Below are 17395 nucleotides of genomic sequence, written 5' to 3' on the forward strand. Positions count from 1 at the left end.
CCTCTCCTTCAGATGTGCGGGACGTCGTCGGGGATGTCGTAGAACGTCGGGTGGCGGTAGACCTTGTCGGCGCTGGGCTCGAAGAACGGGTCCTTCTCGTCGCGGGTCGACGCGGTGATGTGCTCGGACTTCACCACCCAGATGCTGACGCCCTCGTTGCGTCGCGTGTACAGGTCGCGCGCGTGGGTGAGCGCCATCCGGTCGTCGGCGGCGTGCAGCGAACCCACGTGGACGTGGTTCAGCCCTCGCTTGCCGCGCACGAACACCTCGTACAGCGGCCAGCCCTGCTTGTCGGCGCTCATGCCACCGCTCCCTTTTCCGCACGGGCGGCCTGCTTGGCCGCGTGGACGGTGGCCGCCTCGCGGACCCAGCCGCCCTCGTCGTGGGCGCTTCTGCGCCGCTCCATACGCTGGTCGTTGCACGGCCCGTCGCCCTTGATGACCCGCATCAGCTCGTCCCAGTCGGGGGTGCCGAAGTCGTGGTGCCCGCGCTCGGCGTTCCAGCGCAGCTCCGGGTCCGGCAGGGTCACGCCGAGCTTCTCGGCCTGCGGGACGGTCATGTCGACGAAGCGCCGGCGCAGCTCGTCGTTGCTGTGCCGCTTGATCTTCCAGGCCATCGACTGCGCGGAGTTGGGCGAGGCGTCGTCGGGCGGGCCGAACATCATCAGCGACGGCCACCACCAGCGGTTCACGGCGTCCTGCACCATCTCGCGCTGGGCGTCGGTGCCGCGCATCATCGTCATCAGCAGCTCGTAGCCCTGCCGCTGGTGGAAGGACTCCTCCTTGCAGATCCGCACCATCGCGCGGGCGTACGGCCCGTACGAACTCCGGCACAGCGGCACCTGGTTGCAGATCGCCGCGCCGTCAACGAACCAGCCGATCACGCCGACGTCGGCGAAGCTCATGGTCGGGTAGTTGAAGATCGACGAGTACTTCTGGCGGCCCTCGATGAGCCGGTCGGTCAGGTCCGCGCGGTCGGCGCCCAGGGTCTCCGCCGCCGAGTACAGGTACAGCCCGTGGCCGGCCTCGTCCTGCACCTTGGCGAAGAGGATCGCCTTGCGGCGCAGCGACGGGGCGCGCGTGATCCACTCACCCTCGGGCTGCATGCCGATGATCTCCGAGTGGGCATGCTGCGCGATCTGCCGGATCAGCGTCTTCCGGTAGCCGTCCGGCATCCAGTCACGCGGCTCGATCCGCTGGTCGCGCGAGATCGTCGCGTCGAAGTGCTCCTGGAGCGGCTCTTCGGGGGGCGCCTCGGCGGAGTGTGAAGTCGTCATCGATTCCCGCTTCCCAACCGACCATTCGTTCGGTATCCAGTGTGACCTGTTTCCGCCAGGGGAGCAAGACCCTTCCGGCACGCGAAAACGGCCCAGGACACCCCCGCGGGGTACCTGGGCCGTATCAGTGCCGGTCGCAGACCGTCACACGTTGGGCACCTTCAGCTTGTCCCAGCTGACCTTGCCGGGGATGCCGTCCGCGTCCTTGCCCTTGAAGCCGAGCTTCTGCTGCCAGGCGGCGTAGGAGCGGCGGTCGGCCTCGGTCCACTCGGGGCTCGGGCCCTCCTCGTAGCGGCCGCACCCCTCGGCGACCAGGCGCCGGCCCATGGCCGTGATGATCGGGGACTTCTGGCCGACGTGGAAGAAGCCGCTGCCCGGGAAGGGCTCGAGCTTCGGCTTGGGCGCCGGCTTCGGGTCCGGGTCGGGCTTTGTGCCGCCGCCCTTCAGCCGCTCCGCGATGCGCTTGCGCATGCCGTCCATCGTGAAGCCGCGCGGGTCGGTCTTGCCGGGCTGCCACTCCTTGTGCCCGATGACCGAGCGTTCGCTCCAGCCGTGGTGCCGGCAGATCGCGGCCGAGACCTTCTCGATGGCCTCCTTCTGCGCCTCGGGCCAGTGGTCCTTGCCGTCGCCGAGATTGATGCACTCGAAGCCGTAGAAGTGCGCGTTGCCGTCGGTGTCGGCCTCGTTGTCGTGCGGCAGCTTCGACTCGTTGATCACGGCGCGCAGGACGTCGCTGTCGCCGAGACCGGCGTGGTTGGCGCGGCCGTTGCCGACGAGGTGGATCTCGCCCTTCTTGTCGATGACGCCGTGGCAGAGCGGGCCGGGCAGGCCGGAGTAGCCGTTGTAACAGATGTTGACCGACGCCTCGGTGCCCTTGGTGACGGTGTGGTGGATCATCACACCGTTCACCGGCCCCCAGGGGCCCTTGCTGTTGCGGTTGTGGGTGCGCCAGCTGCGGACCTCGTGGACCTTGAGGCCCTCCGCCCGCAGTATCTCCACCATCTTGGACGCGCTCAGGGGCTTGGCCATTACTCGTCTCCTTCCGCCGCGGCCTCGGCTTCCGCCGTGGTCTGCGACCTCCCGCCCGAGGGGTCTTCCGCCCGCTGTTCCTCGTGGCGCGCCTGCTCCTCCGCCGCGAGCGTCGCCGCGTCGGCGGCCGGGATGCTGCCCGCCAGCGGGTTGAAGGCCAGGCGCAGATCGACGGTGCCGCCCTCGCCCTTGACCAGGGCCAGCGGCGCGAAGCCGCGGACGACGCCGGAAGGACCCCGGAGCAGCGGGCGCCGGGCTGCGTCCGTGGGCCATTCGACGCCGCCGGTGGCGGTGCGGGCGGGGATGATCCAGTGGTCACCGGTGCGGTAGCCGGCGCCCTTGGCGAAGTACACCTCGACGCCGTCCTCCAGCGGCAGCCACTCCCCCTCCGACACGGGGACCGCACCGCCCTTCAGGGCAGTCGTACGGCCCTTGCGCTTCGGACCCCCGTGGTGGTCCCAGCGACGCAGGAACGGGTTGAGGTGGGGAAGCCGTCCGACCGACGGGTCGGGCTCGGCGGACAGCCGGACCCGGCGGCCCGGCAGGTCCAGCTCCTCGACCCGCAGCAGGGGCAGCGGTTCGAGGCGGGAGGCATACGCCGTGTCCGTGAGCTCCACGTGGTCGCCGACGTCCAGGTCCAGCTTGTCGTCGTGGCCGAGGGACGCCAACTGCACCCAGGTGCCGTCGAGTTCGTCGACGGGGAACACCACCGAGCCGTTCTCGCGCGACCACTTGAACGTGGCGTCCTTCGCCTCGCCGCCCGCGTGCACCTCGACGCGGTACAGCTGGTTCTCCTGGCCGCGGTAGCGGGCGTCCGGCTTGACCAGGCAGGGGTCCTCGTCGGCGTGGTCGGGCCGCTCGCTGCGGGCGGCGAGGCGTGCGGTGGGTGCGGCCTGCTTCTGCGCCCACTTGTCGAAGGCGGCCCGTACGACCTCCTTGGACGGGTCGGTCTCCTCGATGTCCAGCGCGGCCAGCGACAGCGGCAGCGCCTGCCAGACGACCTTCACGCGGGCCGCGGTGTCCGGCATCGCCGCGCCGAGCGCGACCTCGCGCAGGGCAGGGTCCTCGGCGGCGGAGACGGTGCGCTCCCAGACCTGCAGATAGACCAGGAACGGCGTCTGGGCCGGCGAGGGCAGCCGGTCGCCGGGCTTCTCCGGGTCGCGGAAGCCGTCGGGCTGGTCCCAGTAGGTCCAGTACGCGGGCGGGGCGGCGGTGTCCTGGTCCTCGGCGTCGTCGTCCGTGACCGGCACGCCGGGCGCCGGGCGGGTCGCGTCCAGCAGGATGCCGTCGACGTAGTAGCGGCCGCCGTGGATGAGCAGCGTGTCGATGTCGTGCTTGCCGCCCACGTAATCGATCTTGAAGCCCGCGGCGTCGCGCGGCCCGCCGTGCCGGCCGATCAGGTCGGCGGCGAGGGTTCGGGTCTGGTGGAGCTGGATCGCGGTCTGCTCGTTGATGTCGGCGTCGAGCTGGACGCGGCCCTGCTGGGCGACGACCGCCGAGTAGCGCCGCTCCGGGCGGAACGTGAGGCGGGAGAGATCAGCGTGCATGAAGGGGGTCCCCCTGGTTCAGGAAAGTGCGGGTAGGGCTTGCGGCGGCGGCGCGCACGTCATGGTTCATGTCTCGCCTCACGTCACGAAGAAGATCCCGGCGTCCGTGCCCGCCGGGGTGTACTCCGCGAGCCGTGCCCTGAGGCCGTCCTCGCGCTGCGGCCGGTACAGGTCGTGGAAGGCGCCCATCTCGGCGCCGTCGTCCGAGCCACGCCGGATCTCCTGCGCGCAGCGGTCGGCGAGCAGCCCGTACCAGGGCGTCCCGTAGCGCTCGGAGGTGAACAACGGCCGTACGTGAGCGGCCTGTTCGGGCCCGGCGAGGTCGGGCTGGCAGCGGTACCGGCGCGGGGTGCGCGATCCGGCCGGCACGGACGAGTACCGCAGGCAGCCGATGCCGCGCCGGGCCACGTGGAGCCGGCCCGTGAAGATCGAGTTCTCGGCGATCTGCACGGCGTGCGTGAAGATCTCGCCGATCACGGTGGTGCGGTGCAGGTGCAGCACCGCGTGGGCGTGGCGGCAGTCCGGTGCGGAGAGGGCCTCGCGGCCGGGGCCGGTGGCGTCGAGGATGCTGTCGCGCAGATGGATGTCGAGGGGTTCCTCGCTCACCTCGTCGCCGATGACCTCGATGGTGCCGAGGATGCTGTGCTCGATCTGGACGCACGCGATGGTGCGCTCCAGCACGATGCTGGGCTCCTCCGGCGAGTGCGGATCGCACTCCGGCTCCAGCGACCAGCCCGGTACCAGCGTGGAGTGCCGTACGACGACCGCACCCATGGGGCCGGTGACATTGATGCCGCGTCCGGCGATCAGCAGGCCGTCGAGGACGATGCGCGGACGCTCGTGCGGGGCGCATTCCTCCGACACCGCACGGATGTTGAGGGCGTCCGGGCGGTTGCTGTACCAGTCGAGGAGGCGTATCACCGGCCTGGTGCCCTCGGCCGCGCGGACCTCCAGGCGGTCGCCGGGGTCGAGGTCGAAGTCCAGCTGCTCCTGGTAGGCGCCGCTGTGCGTGATCTCGATGACACCGGCGGGGCCGGTCCGGTCCGCGCGGCGGTCGTGCTGCCAGGCCCGGTAGGCGTCCATGATCTGGCGGTACGGATGCCCGGGGCCGACCCGGTAGACCTCGGCGTCGGGACGCGGCTCGCGGTCCGGGCGGTCGTACTCGCCGCCGCCCATGTCCGCGCCGAACGCGTGGTGGTAGTCCACCCATACGCCCTGCCGGGGCGCCGACCGCGACCCGAAGGCGATCCGCCCGAGCTCCGGGTCGACGGCCACCTGCCCCCGCTTGGGCCGGTAGCGCCAGTCGGACAGGTCGGCGACCACGATGTCGGACGGCGGTACCGGCTGGTCCTCGCCGTCGCGCCGGATGACGAGGCTCTTGCCGGGGCCGTAGTGGTCGGCGAGCCGGTCGTGGAGCTGACGGCGGGTGATGAACGCCGGCACGTTGTCGACGGTCGCGATGTGCGTGGGCGACGGCTCCGGGAAGGGCTTGGTGACCAGCGGGGTGTCGTTGCCCAGGATCGAGAAGGTGTAGAGGTTGCGGGCCCGGTCGATGCAGTACGCCGGGGACTGCGTCAGCGAGTGCGCCTTCAGCCGCCAGACGAAGAGGGCGACCCCGGCCGGAGTCCAACCCCCCTGCCGGTGGCGTGAGTCGGCGCGACGGACATCGACCGTGCGCGCCGTCGCGCCGAAGGGGCCGCCGGCGAGGTCGAGGGCCGAGTTGTCGCGCAGGTCGACGAGACGCCCGCGCCCGCCGCGGTGGACGCCTGTGTCGCCGTAGAGCTTCACGGGCTGGGTGTGGGAGACCTGCCGGGACAGCTCGACGGCGCGAGCGGGCCAGCCGGTGACGCGCTCGGAGAGCTCCTCCAGGAGGTGGAGGGTGCCCTTGCGGCGACGGTTGGCGACCGTCGCGGCCACGTCGGCGCGCGGGGCGACGGCTTCGGCGAGGGCGGCGCGGCCACCGGCGTGCAGGCCGGTCGTGAGGACCCGTTCGTAGCCGGGCAGGGTGCGGTAGCCGACCAGGTCGCCGAGGTACGGCAGCACCCAGGGCGCCGCCGTCTCCACGAACAGGGCCTCGTAGCCCTGCTCGACGCCGTCGCGCACCCGGTCGATCTGCTCGGCGATCACCGCCAGCAGCGCGCGCAGCGGCTCGCCCTCCTCGGCGTCGCGCAACAGGTGCCAGCGGGGCAGCAGGGCGGCGAGCCCATCCGGCTCCCTGGACGTGGTCGCCGGGGTCGTCGTATCGAACTGGACGTCCGGGGACATCACTTGACCTCCGTCAGAATCAGGGTGTCCGCGGCCTTCGGCGACAGCAGCGCGAGCTGGGCCGGGCGGATACCGCGGAAGACGAACACCGAACGGCCCTTCGCCAGGCGCCGGGTGTCGGTGATGTCGGGGTTGAGGCGCAGGAGCTCGGCGAGCGGGACGGCGTACTCGGCGCAGATCTCCGACAGCGTCTCGCCGTTCTCGGCGCGGACCGTGTGGATCTTCTCGTCGTACGTCGCCGGGTACGCCGGGACCGATGCCTTGGGCGGTCCGGGCTCGGTGAGGATCCCGGTGAGTTCCTCGGGGGTGGCGGACGCGGGGACGCCGGTGAAGACGTCCACGTCCACGTAGTCGACGCCGGGCACCGAGTGGGCCGTGGCCAAAACGTCCGAGAGGCGGGCCGGTCGGCCCAACTCCCGTCCCTCGTAGCCGAGTCGGCCGAGCAGTGCCTGGCGCAGGCGTGGCTCGACGACCTGCCAGGCGTGGTCCGGGGCCACCTTCACCTTGGCGGCGAGCAGCAGCAGGACCAGCTCGCGTGCGTCCACCCGGACCGGGAGGTTGCCGTCCCCGTACTCGGTCAGCGCGCCGCGCAGGGCCCTGAGGGTGTCCGAGTCGCCGTCGATCGGCACGTCGTCCGTGCCGGCGACCGTCACGTGCAGCACGCGCCGCCGCCCGTCGAAGAGTTCACGTGCCGACGCCCGCCCGATGCCGGCGCAGGAGCGGGCGAAGTCCTCGTAGTCGGACGCGGAGACCAGGCGGTCCAGCGCCGAGACGGCGAGCGGGACCGTACGGCGGGTCAGGCCGGGGCCGTCCGCGTCCGCGCCGCCCTTCGCCGGACGCGGGTTGGTCACCTGGGTGACGCCGAGCGGCCGGGTGAGGGGCTGGCTGATGCGGTCGGCGGCGACGTTGGCGGCCTTGCCGGTGCCGAAGCGGTAGCGGGCCCGGATGTTCTCGTGCCCGGACGGCAGCCGGGCGCCGTTGACTCCGTCGCCGAAGGTCACCGTCGTACGGCCGTCGGCCGTGGAGCCGGTGATGTAGACCCGCTCGCCCGCGCCGCGTCCCGCGAGGCTGTCGACCTCGTGCCACAGGACGCCGTCGACCCGGACCTCGAGCACCGGGGTGGCGCCGAGGGGATTCTCGTCGGCGAGCCAGGTCAGCGGGGACTGCCAGAGCGCGAACGTCTGGTTCACGCGGTCGGAGTCACCGCTGCCGATGGCCTCCTCGCGGCTCTCGCCGTGGGTGGCCTCGACGACGTTGCCGAGGATTTTCACGGTCTCGCGGCGGTAGCGGTGAGCGAGGTCGGCGGTCAGGGTCAGCCGGGTGTGGACGTGGTCGCCGGGCAGTCGGGGATCGACCGCCGGGTCTGCGGCGGCGACCGTGACCACCTCGGTGGCCTGCACGCCCGCCGTGCCCGGGATGTCGCTGCGCTCGCCGGTCACGACGAGCGTACGTGCGGCCCTCAACCCGTCGTACAGCTGGGCGAGTTCGATCTCGTTGCCGTGGACGTCCTCGCCCAGCGGTTCGTCCGCGAGGCGGAGCGGCTCGCCGGCCGCGTGCACGGTGGTGTCGCGGATGTGGGAGAGCAGGACGTCGAACTCGTCCAGCCACGGTTCGGCGAGCGTGAGCTCGGTGCCGCGGCCGGTGATGCCGTAGTTGGTGTACGCCGCCGTACGCGCCGCGACGACCTGGGTGGTGACGAACGCGAGCTCGGTGTCGCCCGGTACGCCGTCCTGGACGCCCTTGGCGGGGCGCTGGATCGCGACCCAGCTGCCGACGGTGATGCCGGTGTGGACCGTGTCCAGCTGGAGGACGCGGCGGTTGAGGGGCTCGGGCTTGCTGGCGATGACGACCTCGACGTTGGGCTCGGTGGTGCCCACCGTGTACTTCAGGCTGACCTCGTACTCGCCGTGGGTGAACTGCTCGTCGGTGTTCGGCCGCAGGGCGATCTGCTCCGACGTGCCGTTGTGGACGCCGACGTGGACCAGGCCCTCGTCGTCCGGGCGGGACACGAAGAGGGTGCGCTCGGGCAGGCCCGAGTGGAGACGGGCCGTGACGCCGGGCTCCTGGGAGTCGGCGGGACGGCGGTTCAGCCAGTTGAGGTCGCGGTCCTGGCCGGAGCGCACGGACAGCTCGACCTGGCCCGTGCCGAGGGGGAACCTGACCGGCTGGACGACCGGCAGGTTCTCGGCGCGCTGGTCGGAGCTGCTGCCCTCGACGTACTGGAACTCCGCCCGCACCGGCGTCCGGCCCGCCGTGTCGTACACGACCCGCATACTCGCCAGCACGGCGCCCGTGAGCGGCCAGTCCGCGGTGCGGATGACCCGGCCGCGGTCGTCCTGGACGGGCTTGAGCGGGGCCGTGGCGCCGAAGGGGGCGGCTGTGACGCGCATGGCGAGCAGTTCACGCAGGAGCTGCGGGGTGTCGGGGGCGGCGGCCGTCCGCCAGGCCGGGTAGAGGGTGCCGAGTCCGGGGTTCAGGACGGAGAGCAGACGTGCGGTGTCGGTGCCGGGGCGCTGGGTGCCGGTGCCGCCGCCCTGGGGGGCGGGGGTCGCTGCGCGCAGGGCGGGCAGGACGGCGCCCAGGGTGCGCAGGGCGGCCGCGCGCGGATCCACCCCGCTCCTCAGGGTCTGCGTCCGCTCACCTTCGGCGGGCTGGGCGGGCGCCAACTCCATGGCCCGCTCGGCCAGTTCCGCGAGCACCGCCTCCAGTTGCTCGAACCAGGCCGCCACGTCCTCGTAGGGCTCGGCCAGCACCTGCGCCTCACCCAGCCGTGCGACGGGCTCGGCGAGGCGGGCCGCGAGCCGCTCGGGAGTCTTGATGCCGTCCAGGTCGTCCCGCAGAGGTGCGAGGACCTGGTCCTCGAAGTCCTCGATCAGCCGGCTGACCGGCCGCGGGTTGGGGACCTCGGGCGTCGGCGGCTCGTCGCCCGGCTCGCCCGGCGCCTGCGGGGCGGCGGTCCAGCGCCGTACCTCGTCGACGAGTTCCTTCAGGGTCGGCGGGGCCGACTTCGGCAGGGAGATCGCCGTGATCTCGTCCTCCCGGTCGACACGCGCCTTGGCGACCGGCAGCAACTTGCGTTCGCCGCCCGCCTGTTCGCCGAACACGAAGAGCAACTGGTCGCCGGTCTGGAGGGAGTTGGCCGTGCCCTCGACGAACAGCTCCGAGCGGCGCTCCAGGTCCTCGGGCGTGACGAGGGAGGGACGCCGGCGGCGTACCTTCAGCTCGTTCCAGTCCCAGCGGGCCGTCAGGTCCCGGCTCGTCTCGAAGGTGAGGGACTGCTCGTCGGCCGAGGCCGGCACGCTGTGGCTGCGGGCGCCGCGCGGGATCAGCACGGGCAGGGCCTCGGCGCGCGGGTCGCGTTCCAGGGTGTACGCCAGGTGCGTGGCGGCCGCGACGCCGGGGCGCGGGCGGTGGCCGACGAGGCGGCCGAGCAGGACCAGGGAGCGGTGCTCGTTGGCCGTGCGGATGTACGCCTCGTCCGCGATGCGCTCGGAGTGGAAGGTGAGCAGGTCGCCGAGTACGGCGGTGGCGTCCAGCAGGCCGATCGCCGGGTCGTCCGGGGTGCGCACGGTCAGGCCGTTGAGCGCCGGGTATGCCGGTGAGGCGCGGCGGTCGAGCAGGGCGGCCAGGAAGGAGCCGTACTCGCCGACCCGGTAGTCGAGTGCGGTGCGGCCGGGCGGGTTGTGCACGGGGGCCGGGGCGAGGCGCTCGTCGTGGCCGCCGCGACAGGTGCCGCCGCAGGTGCACTGGTCGGTCGTCGTGCCCCGGTCGGTGATCGGGCCTTCGGTCATCGGGCACCTCCCAGGGAAATCGCCAGCCGGCCGTTCTCCGGCCGGTCCGGGTCGTTGTCGCAGGTGGCGATCTCCAGCGGGCCGAGCCGCAGCACGCCGTCCTCCTTCTCTCCTCGCTCCGGCTCGAACAGTCGTTGCAGCCGGGTGACCTGAACGCTCTCCACGCCGGGCACCGCCGCCGCGACGGCGACCAGGCGGCTGAGCCGCACCGGTTCGCCGAAGGTCAGCGCGTCCGGGTGGAAGAAGCCCCGCACACCGCGGCCCAGCACGCGGTACAGCTCGGCCAGGATCTGCCCGTGCTGATGCCCCGGCTTCGCGCACACGGCCAGCTCGATGTCCAGCGGGACCGGACGCGCGGCACCGACGACGACGTCGTGGCCGATGCGCCGGTACGGCTCCAGGGCCTGGGCGACCGAGGCGAGCAGCTCGGCCGACGGGGCGCCGGTGCCGTACGCGTCGACGGCGACATGCGCCTCCTGGACGCTGCCGGTCCAACGCAGCTCCGCCGCGGCGCGCTGGACGCCGGGCAGGGCGGTGGCGAGGGCCGCGTAGTCCTCGGCGGTGACCGCGCGCAGCCGGGTGCGGCGCAGGTCGAGGGGGGCCAACTGGCGTACCTGCTCGACAGGTTCGGGTTCCGTGCCGCCGACGGCCGGCAGCGGGTTGCGCACCACGGCGGCGGGCGGCGGCTCGCAGTCGGCCAGGACGACGAGGTGGTTGATGGCCTCCGCGCCGACGTTGCCGGCCTTGCCGCCTCCGAGGCGGTAGTGCAGGGTGAGCCGGGATCCGGGCGTCGGCCTCGCGCCGTGCCGGCCGTCGCCGAACCGCAGGCCGAGGCGGCCGTCGTCCTCCAGCTCACCGACGAAGTGACGGTCGCGAGGGCCACTGGCCAGCAGGTCGCGGCGCGGCTGCCACACGGTGTCCTCGTCGTCGCCCTGGTGGACGCGTACGGCGGGCAGGGCCTGCCGCGGATCCTGCGCGAGCGCGTCGGTCGCGGAGCCGCGCAGCACCGTCTCGTCGGGGTGCAGTCCGGTCGCGTAGGCGGGGCCCCAACTGTGCGCGATCTCCCAGGCGATGTGCCCGTCGAGCACGGTGCCGGCGCGGGCACGTGCCGTGAGGACCTCGACCCGGCGCACCTTGGTGTCGAGCAACTGGTCGCTGCGGTACAGCAGTTCACGCAGCGCACGGACGGGGTGGCGATGGAGTTCGATGTGCTCCAGGATCCTCAGGCCGAAGATCACCGTGAGCTCGTCGATCTCCCGCTCGGAGAGTCCGTCCCGGTCGCGGGCGCTGCGCCACAGCTCGACGAGGCGCTGCCGGACCCGCCCCGGGATCGCCGCGATCCGCTCGGCCTGCCCGGCTGCGACGGTGGCCGGCTCGGGGAACGGCACCGTCTGCGCGACGGGCGCACGACCGAGGACGGGACGGAAGCGGGGCTGGATCCCCGGGTAGACGGACTGGGCGAGCAGGGTGCGCAGGGCGGCCGCCTGGGCGTACGCCGTGCCGGGCACGACGCGTTCGTGGCGCTGGCCGGCGCGCTCCAGGCCGAGTCCGGCGCGGTTGGTGGCCGGCTCGCCGACGACTTCGAAGAGCTCGCGGATGTCGTCGGCGGTGAGGGCGTCACCGGATTCCGCGCGGTCCGTGAGGGAGTTGATGAGCCGGGCGGGGGCGTTGCCCTCTTCACGGTCGTGGCACCCGAAGGCGGGCCGGTCGCAGGAGGCGACCTCGGCCGGGACCTGCGGCACGGTGAACGTCTCGGGGAGCCCCTGCAGGGTGCGGCCGTGGTCCACCAGGACGACGTTGCCGCGCGCGAGGGTCACGTCGTCGACGGGCAGACAGTCGCGGCCGCCACGGGTGGTGAGGCGGAGCGGGAAACGCAGGGCGTCCGCGCCTGCCCAGGTCACCTCCAGCACCGGCTGGTCCTCGATGCGGTCCACGGCCGGGGTGACGGACGTCAGCCGGACGGCCTGGCGATGGCTCGGGTCCGCGTCACCGGGGGTGCCGGTGCGCGGGCCCTTGACCTCCTCCAGGACGAGTACGTCGCCGCGCCTGAGGTCGAGTCGCCGTTCCCGGCAGGTCTCCGGGTCCACCCACGCGTCGCGCAGGGTCGCGGAGGTGGCACCCTTGGACAGCGTGCACACCTCGCCGCCCCAGCTCCACAGGCGGATCGCGTTGTGGGCGACGCGCAGCTCCAGCGGGTCGGCGGTGACGACCGGTTCGAAGACCTCCACCGAGCCGCGCTCGTCGAGGTCGCCGAGGTCGGTCTCGTCGATGACCGTGCCCGGTTCGGGCCGGTCATGCGGGTCGAGGGTGCGGACGTCGACGGAGGCGAAACGGTAGGTGCCCGGCGCGAGGGTGTGATCCCGGGCGGTCTCGACGGCGACGTACGCGCGCGCCGCGCACCCGTCGTGCATCGCGTAGTCGATCAGCCGCACGTGCCGCCGTACGGAGACGCGGCGGCGCGCGGTGTCGAGGTAGGCCTCGGTGGCGACGGCGTCCTGCTGGTAGCTGATCTGGTCGCCGGTGTACGCGAGCAGTTCGACGAGGGTCACGCCCAGGTCGGCGGGGTTGCGCTCGACCCAGTCGGGTGTGGTGAGCGCGAGCCGGTCCAGGAGCAGCTTGCGGATGGTGTCGTAGTCGCGTGCCGTGTAGTCGACGACGGGGGCGGATGGGAAGTCCGAGGCTGGCTGCTCCTCCTCCTTGCAGTCGAAGGGAGTCGGGCAGTCCGGCCGGAAGGCGAAGGTCGCGCTGTGGTAGCGCTGGTCGAAGCCGCGGTAGGGCTCTGTGCCGGGCCGTCCGTACGGGTCGGTCTCCACGAGGGAGAGCCGGTAGCGGGAGGTGTCGCCGGCCCGGTCCAGGGTGACGTAGAGGCGGTCGTCGAGTTCGGGGTCCTCCTCTCGCTCCACGCTGACGTCCACGGCGGTGACGCCGGTGATACGGCGGCCGCCGTCGACGCGGACGTTCTCGGGGCCGAGGCCGTGCGGGGCCTTGCCGAGGAAGGTGACGGTGAGCAGCAAGCCGTCGTCGCCGACCTCGACGGCGTCGATGCCGCCCAGCTGGGCGGCGCGGACCTTGGACCGGCGGGAGGTGGTCGTGGTCGTCCCGGTCATGCCGTGGCCCTCCCTTCGAAGACGTCGTCGCGTCGGGCGCCGTCGGCGCGTATCACGTACGACAGGTACACACGGACGACGTTGTCCTCGCTGACCACGTCGAGGGCCTCCACGTCGATGAGGTCGCCGAGCCAGCGTTGGAGCGAGGCCTGGACGGAGAGTTCGAGAGTGCTGATGAGTTCCGGGCTGGTCGGGGCGAAGACCAGGTCGAGGAGCCCGCAGCCGAAGTCGGGACGCATGACGCGCTCACCGGGGCTGGTGAACAGCAGTTGCTCGATGAGGTCGTGCACGTGCTCGCCGCGGGTGGCGTGCGCGGTACGGCCCCGGCGGTCGGCGCGGAAGGGGAAGGCGATGTCGGAACGGGGCCTCGTACCCCGGCTGGTGGGGCTCATCGGACATTGACCTTTCGCTGCGCGACCTGGACGACGGGCGGTCCCTGCGGCACGAAGGCCGCCGAGAAGCACTGGGCCGCGGAGGTGTCGAGCAGCACGGGCGCACCGTCGACGGTGATCCCGGAGCCGTCGGCGGTCCAGCGGACCGTCACGCACGGCGAGGGCACGCGGTTCACGGTGTGCGGACAGCCGGTCACCACGTAGCTGTGCGCGGCGGTGGCAGCGGCGGCGCCCGCGAGGCGTACGCCGCCGGAGGATGTGGTGGCGGGCGCGACGCGGCCGCCGTGCGGACAGCCGATCACGGCACCGGCGTCGAGCAGAGTCCCGGGCATGGTTCGTGGTCCCCCGTATTCCTTCGTCGCGTTCATCGTTCTCGTCGCTGTCATCGCTTCGAGAGCACGGTCAACTGGCCTTCGTTGATGGTCACTTCATTGCCGCGCAGCAGGATCTCGGCGCCCGCGCCGGTCGAGATGACCACGGCCTCCTTGGTGATGCGGATGTAGGCGCCACCTTGGGCCTGGAGCAGAATCCCCTGCTCGGCGCCGGGCGTGTCATTCATGACGAGCTTGTGCGCCTGCGGCGTCTGCACGACCACGGGCTTGCTGGGCGAGCCGGCCTGGAGCTCGCGGCGCGCGTCGGGCGGGAGCTCTTCCGCGGCCCCGTACCAGCACCCGGTCCACACGGGGAAGCTGGGATCCCCCTGCTCGAACTCCACCCACACGCCCGCCCCGGGCGGCGGCACCACGAACTGCCCCGACTGGGGCCCGGTGAACGGCAGACAGGGCAGCGCCCACGTCGACGGCTCGTCGCCGAGGACGTCCGGGACCTCGACGGTGATACGGCCGATGCGCAGCGGGTCGTCGTTGCTGACGACCCGGCCGCGGAACTTGCCGAGGTAGCGATTGCTGGGTGCCGCCATGGTGGAGGTGCTCCTGGTCGATGGGACTGGGGTGTGCGGGCGTGTGGGCGTGTGGGTATGTGGCTGTGCACGCGTCTGCGGCTTACGGCCGGACGTAGTCGCTGCGGGCTTCGAGTCCCTCTCTGGAGACGGTGAAGTTCTGCTGGTACGAGCCCGGACGCAGGTTGTGGGTGACGGACTTGACGTAGTAGTCGCCGTCGTACGCCCGTCCCGCGCCGCGTACGCCGACGAGCTGGCGGGGCTGGAGGATGTAGCCGTGTCGGTTGACGTCGAGCGAGCCGGAGCCGGAGACGACGTCGGCGGACACGGCGGCGCGGGCGAGGAGTTCCGCCTCGGCCTGCTCGCGCTGCTGCTTGGCGGTGCCGGAGAGCGTCCTGCGCTTCAGGGCGGGGGTGGGCCGCTTGCCCAGGGGCGGGCGCAGCGGGCTGATCGACGGTTGCGGCAGCAGGGCGGACTGCCGGGTCTCGGGGTTCTGCCAGCGGGCCTGCGGCTCTTCCCGGGCCGTCCCGTCGTACGCGAACGTCATCTGGTCGACGGTCGAGTTGGCGTCCATGTTGACGTTGAGGGCGTGCTGACGGATGCCGAGGCGGACTTCCGGCCCCCAACGGGCGGATGACTGCCCGGGGTTGGGACCTGGCTCCAGGTAGAAGGTGTACCCGTTCGCGCGGGCGAGCTCGGTGACGTACTGGAGGTCGGTGCCGGTCTGGTAGTGCACGCGGAGGTCCTGGTGCGGGGGTTGGGCGACCTTCTCGGTGTAGACGTCGGGCCGGATGCCGTAGTCGGAGTAGCGGCGCAGGATGTTGAGCACGCGCTCGGACGGCGGGAGATTGGGATAGCGGGCGGTGCGCTCCTCGAGATCCATGAGCAGCGTCAGGTCCTCGCCGGTGACGGTGAGGGTGGAGTGGCCGGGCTGGTTGCTGGCGCCGACCTCGTGGCGGACGACGAGGCCGTCGAAGAGGACCTCCGGGGTGCCCTTGACGCTGACGGTGACGATGATCCGGGTCTTGGGATCGAAGAACCCCTCGGGCAGCAGCCGTCGGCTGATGATCCCGTTCTTGGTGAGGTCGAAGGCGATCTGAAAGCCGCTGCGCTCCCCCGCCGTGGCGGTGATCTGCGCGGACAGCAGGGCCTCGGTCACCTCGGCCGGGACGGGCCGGGCGAGCTTCGGCCCCATGAGGAGCGTGATGTGAACGGGGCCCTGCCCCACGGGCAGATCAAACACGCCGGTCTCCCCTGCCGCCGGGGAACCCGCCGGCCAGCGGGATGTCGATGACGCGCCCGGCCTCGTCGGTCAACTCGCGTGGATCGAGTACGGGATTGGCGTCGGCGATCTGCCACCACTGGCCGACGTCGCCGAAGTAGTGCTGAGCGAGGAGGTCGGGACGCTCGCCGGCACCGACGGTGTGGGGCTGGGTGAGGTCGCCGTCGGGGGTCGGGTCGAGCGGGGGCAGCAAGCGGCGCTTGGTGTACCGGACTTCGCTGCCGTCGGGACGGCGATGGATGCCGATCTCGGCGTCGTGGTAGCGGCTGGTGCGTGGATAGGGGTGTGCTCCCGGTATGGCGTCCAGGGCGTTCTCGTACGGCTCGATCTCAGCCATGGTTGTCCTCCTCAGCCCCTTCCGAACGCGACGTTGGTTCCGACTCCGGTGCCGAATACGCCTCCGGCACCGCCCCCGCCTCCGCCGAGCCCGAGCGAGCCGAGGCTGCCGCCGCGCGCGGCTGCGGCGAGCCGCTCCTTCTGCGCGAGGTGGGCCATGTACAGGTCGGCGCCCCGATGACCGGCAGGCAGGTCACTGACCGTGAGGATCTTCATGCCGATGCTGAGGGAGGCGCGGATCGGGTTGAGGTTCACGTCAAAGGCTGACTCGTTGACGGACAACTCGGTGAGCCGCACGGGCATCACCCGCTTGCTCCCCCAGGTGAACAGGGTGAGCGGCATCTCGATCGGGCTGATCTCGATGGCACCCTTCTGGGCCAGCTTCATCGCTGCGCGCAGCTGGGCCGTGGTCGGTTGCACCAGCATCTCGAGCGTGGCGAGCTGCGGGTGGATGCCGTCGGGCGCCGCGATCTCGAACTGGTCGGTGGCGTCGATCTCCGCGGTGAACTTCCAGGTCTCCTGGGCGGGGCCCTTGAGCCGAAGTGCCTCGTTACGGTCACCACTCCCGGTGCCACCACTCCCGCTGTCGCCACTGTCGCCGGCGGACTGGGGGGAGACACTGCGCTCCAGGGTGTCCGGGTTGAACTGCAGGACGATGATCCGCTGGGGGGTGCCGGTGTCGGGGTTGACTACGACTATTCCGGAGCGGATGGGTTTGGGGATGTCGGCGTAGCGGGTCAATGGACCTCACCTCTCGGAGACAGGACGATCGTGATGGCGCGGGCTATCTGAGCCGCGCGGCCAGACGACGCCGAAGTGGCTGGTAGTCGTATCCGGGAAAGAGTTCGGGGAACACCGTCAGCATGTCGCTGAGCCGCGTACCGGTCTCTCCGAAGTCATCACCCCGCAACGACACATCCGTGAAGAGGTATTGCCAACCGAAGGTGCCTTTCGTCATACGCAGCGTTTCCATGTAGCCCCGGTAATCCAAGTCCAGCTTCCACGCCCCTCTCTGTCCGTGATCGAACCAGATCTCGGGGTTTGTCACACCGGGCAGTACGCGCACAGCAGCCAGGGTTCCCACACCGCTGTCCGGCGTACCGTCAATGGCACGGAGCTGGTAGATGAGGTCCGGGTCATCGATTGGCGATTCTGTCCACCCGAGTTCGGGCGGCGCCTGCTCGATCTCCAGCTGGATGCTCGCGATATGGAACTCTCCCGCCATGAAGGGGTACTCCTCCGTGGTCCGCCAGGAGCTTCCTATTCCACTGAACCGCGTGTACAGCTCACGGAAGGACGGATCAAGGTGAACGTCATAGTCCTCGGCGAGCTCGTTCATGGCTGCCGACCCATCGCCCAGACTGTCGTCGATCGGGTCGTTGCACTCGTTGTACACGTGGATACCCGGAGAGTTCCTCAACTCTGCAAGGACGTCCAGCCACACGTTTTCCTGGGAAGTGAGAGCGGTCATT

14 protein-coding genes are annotated in these 17395 nt (G+C 71.5%); all 14 read right to left on the minus strand.

Features of this window, described 5'->3' with window-relative positions; genetic code table 11:
• Window positions 1–8: 8 nt before the first annotated feature.
• On the minus strand, window positions 9–302 hold the full coding sequence (paaB, locus tag ACZ7M7_RS19710) for a 1,2-phenylacetyl-CoA epoxidase subunit PaaB (RefSeq protein WP_383598858.1): 294 nt from the start codon (window positions 300–302) through the stop codon (window positions 9–11).
• Window positions 299–1276: a 1,2-phenylacetyl-CoA epoxidase subunit PaaA gene (gene paaA, locus ACZ7M7_RS19715; protein WP_383598861.1), complete on the minus strand. Its 978-nt coding sequence runs from the start codon at window positions 1274–1276 to the stop codon at window positions 299–301. The genes paaB and paaA overlap by 4 nt, the downstream gene beginning before the upstream one ends.
• 144 nt (window positions 1277–1420) lie before the next feature.
• Window positions 1421–2305 carry a peptidoglycan-binding protein gene (locus tag ACZ7M7_RS19720; RefSeq protein WP_472118496.1) on the minus strand — a complete coding sequence of 295 codons (885 nt, stop codon included), beginning with the start codon at window positions 2303–2305 and terminating at the stop codon, window positions 1421–1423.
• Window positions 2305–3852, minus strand: coding sequence for a DUF6519 domain-containing protein (locus ACZ7M7_RS19725; protein WP_472118499.1), 1548 nt, complete (start codon window positions 3850–3852; stop codon window positions 2305–2307). Before ACZ7M7_RS19725 ends, ACZ7M7_RS19720 begins: the two co-directional genes overlap by 1 nt.
• Before the next feature lie 78 nt (window positions 3853–3930).
• A complete protein-coding gene (locus tag ACZ7M7_RS19730) occupies window positions 3931–6117 on the minus strand; it encodes a hypothetical protein (protein WP_472118502.1) in 2187 nt (728 codons plus the stop codon).
• Window positions 6117–9908 carry a putative baseplate assembly protein gene (locus ACZ7M7_RS19735; RefSeq protein WP_472118505.1) on the minus strand — a complete coding sequence of 1264 codons (3792 nt, stop codon included), beginning with the start codon at window positions 9906–9908 and terminating at the stop codon, window positions 6117–6119. The genes ACZ7M7_RS19730 and ACZ7M7_RS19735 overlap by 1 nt, the downstream gene beginning before the upstream one ends.
• Window positions 9905–13015, minus strand: a complete 3111-nt coding sequence (locus ACZ7M7_RS19740) for a putative baseplate assembly protein (RefSeq protein ID WP_472118508.1) — start codon at window positions 13013–13015, stop codon at window positions 9905–9907. Before ACZ7M7_RS19740 ends, ACZ7M7_RS19735 begins: the two co-directional genes overlap by 4 nt.
• Window positions 13012–13407: a GPW/gp25 family protein gene (locus ACZ7M7_RS19745; protein WP_383629918.1), complete on the minus strand. Its 396-nt coding sequence runs from the start codon at window positions 13405–13407 to the stop codon at window positions 13012–13014. Before ACZ7M7_RS19745 ends, ACZ7M7_RS19740 begins: the two co-directional genes overlap by 4 nt.
• Window positions 13404–13739 carry a hypothetical protein gene (locus tag ACZ7M7_RS19750; protein WP_383598878.1) on the minus strand — a complete coding sequence of 112 codons (336 nt, stop codon included), beginning with the start codon at window positions 13737–13739 and terminating at the stop codon, window positions 13404–13406. The genes ACZ7M7_RS19745 and ACZ7M7_RS19750 overlap by 4 nt, the downstream gene beginning before the upstream one ends.
• 50 nt (window positions 13740–13789) lie before the next feature.
• Window positions 13790–14326 (minus strand): phage baseplate assembly protein V, encoded by a 537-nt coding sequence (locus ACZ7M7_RS19755; protein ID WP_383629922.1) that lies wholly within the window; start codon window positions 14324–14326, stop codon window positions 13790–13792.
• A gap of 82 nt (window positions 14327–14408) precedes the next feature.
• A complete protein-coding gene (locus ACZ7M7_RS19760; RefSeq protein WP_472118512.1) occupies window positions 14409–15548 on the minus strand; it encodes a hypothetical protein in 1140 nt (379 codons plus the stop codon).
• Window positions 15541–15924: a LysM peptidoglycan-binding domain-containing protein gene (locus ACZ7M7_RS19765; RefSeq protein ID WP_383598888.1), complete on the minus strand. Its 384-nt coding sequence runs from the start codon at window positions 15922–15924 to the stop codon at window positions 15541–15543. Before ACZ7M7_RS19765 ends, ACZ7M7_RS19760 begins: the two co-directional genes overlap by 8 nt.
• Window positions 15925–15935: 11 nt before the next feature.
• Window positions 15936–16664 carry a hypothetical protein gene (locus tag ACZ7M7_RS19770; RefSeq protein WP_472118515.1) on the minus strand — a complete coding sequence of 243 codons (729 nt, stop codon included), beginning with the start codon at window positions 16662–16664 and terminating at the stop codon, window positions 15936–15938.
• A gap of 43 nt (window positions 16665–16707) precedes the next feature.
• Window positions 16708–17394: a hypothetical protein gene (locus tag ACZ7M7_RS19775; RefSeq protein WP_472118518.1), complete on the minus strand. Its 687-nt coding sequence runs from the start codon at window positions 17392–17394 to the stop codon at window positions 16708–16710.
• Window position 17395: the final 1 nt, after the last annotated feature.

The organism is Streptomyces sp. NPDC111606, from assembly GCF_055656945.1.

What these genes read in the sequence shown, in the direction of transcription:
- ACZ7M7_RS19725 (WP_472118499.1), bottom strand. Translation starts at nt 3,852, where the DNA reads ATGCACGCTGATCTCTCCCGCCTCACGTTCCGCCCGGAGCGGCGCTAC.
- ACZ7M7_RS19735 (WP_472118505.1), bottom strand. Translation starts at nt 9,908, where the DNA reads ATGACCGAAGGCCCGATCACCGACCGGGGCACGACGACCGACCAGTGC.
- ACZ7M7_RS19740 (WP_472118508.1), bottom strand. Translation starts at nt 13,015, where the DNA reads ATGACCGGGACGACCACGACCACCTCCCGCCGGTCCAAGGTCCGCGCC.
- ACZ7M7_RS19750 (WP_383598878.1), bottom strand. Translation starts at nt 13,739, where the DNA reads ATGCCCGGGACTCTGCTCGACGCCGGTGCCGTGATCGGCTGTCCGCAC.
- ACZ7M7_RS19730 (WP_472118502.1), bottom strand. Translation starts at nt 6,117, where the DNA reads ATGTCCCCGGACGTCCAGTTCGATACGACGACCCCGGCGACCACGTCC.
- paaB (WP_383598858.1), bottom strand. Translation starts at nt 302, where the DNA reads ATGAGCGCCGACAAGCAGGGCTGGCCGCTGTACGAGGTGTTCGTGCGC.
- ACZ7M7_RS19745 (WP_383629918.1), bottom strand. Translation starts at nt 13,407, where the DNA reads ATGAGCCCCACCAGCCGGGGTACGAGGCCCCGTTCCGACATCGCCTTC.
- paaA (WP_383598861.1), bottom strand. Translation starts at nt 1,276, where the DNA reads ATGACGACTTCACACTCCGCCGAGGCGCCCCCCGAAGAGCCGCTCCAG.
- ACZ7M7_RS19775 (WP_472118518.1), bottom strand. Translation starts at nt 17,394, where the DNA reads ATGACCGCTCTCACTTCCCAGGAAAACGTGTGGCTGGACGTCCTTGCA.
- ACZ7M7_RS19765 (WP_383598888.1), bottom strand. Translation starts at nt 15,924, where the DNA reads ATGGCTGAGATCGAGCCGTACGAGAACGCCCTGGACGCCATACCGGGA.
- ACZ7M7_RS19720 (WP_472118496.1), bottom strand. Translation starts at nt 2,305, where the DNA reads ATGGCCAAGCCCCTGAGCGCGTCCAAGATGGTGGAGATACTGCGGGCG.
- ACZ7M7_RS19755 (WP_383629922.1), bottom strand. Translation starts at nt 14,326, where the DNA reads ATGGCGGCACCCAGCAATCGCTACCTCGGCAAGTTCCGCGGCCGGGTC.